Annotated in this window: 1 protein-coding gene and 1 rRNA gene; one reads left to right on the forward strand and one right to left on the reverse strand. The window is 68.5% G+C overall.

The window, feature by feature from the left end; genetic code table 11:
- A 5S ribosomal RNA gene (gene rrf, locus ACZ4SW_RS34710) occupies window positions 1-92 on the forward strand; the annotation flags it as partial.
- A 119-nt stretch (window positions 93-211) separates the two neighbouring features.
- Here rrf and ACZ4SW_RS34715 read toward each other — a convergent pair.
- Window positions 212-466, reverse strand: a 255-nt coding sequence (locus ACZ4SW_RS34715) for a hypothetical protein (RefSeq protein WP_468253063.1), incomplete at its 5' end; no start/stop codon positions are given.

A 466-nucleotide genomic window follows, 5' to 3' on the forward strand; every position in this document is an offset into this window, starting at 1 on the left:
CGCCCGGTTACATTCCGAACCCGGAAGCTAAGCCTCACAGCGCCGATGGTACTGCAGGGGGGACCCTGTGGGAGAGTAGGACGCCGCCGAACAATCTTTGGAGGACCCTTGGTCCCAGCGACATGCTGGGACCAAGGGTCCTTTTCGTTTTGCCCAAGCGCGCCGGGTACCCGGCTGCGCGACAATGATTTTGCGGTACCGAAGACAGGAGTCACCCATGTCCACCAACTCTCCCGACGAGCGTCCTGAGCGCGACCAGCGCCGCCGGGACAGTGGTGACCGTGGCGGCTACCGCGGTGGCCCGCGCCGCGGCGACGACCGTGGCGGCTACGGCCGCCGCGACGACCGCCGTGGAGACGACCGTCGTGACGGCGACCGTGGCGAGCGTGGCGGATTCCATGGCCGTGACGACCGCGACCGTGGCGGGCGTGACGACCGTGACCGTGGTGGACGCCCCTCCTTCCGT

The sequence above is a fragment of the Streptomyces sp. NPDC028331 genome, assembly GCF_055565775.1.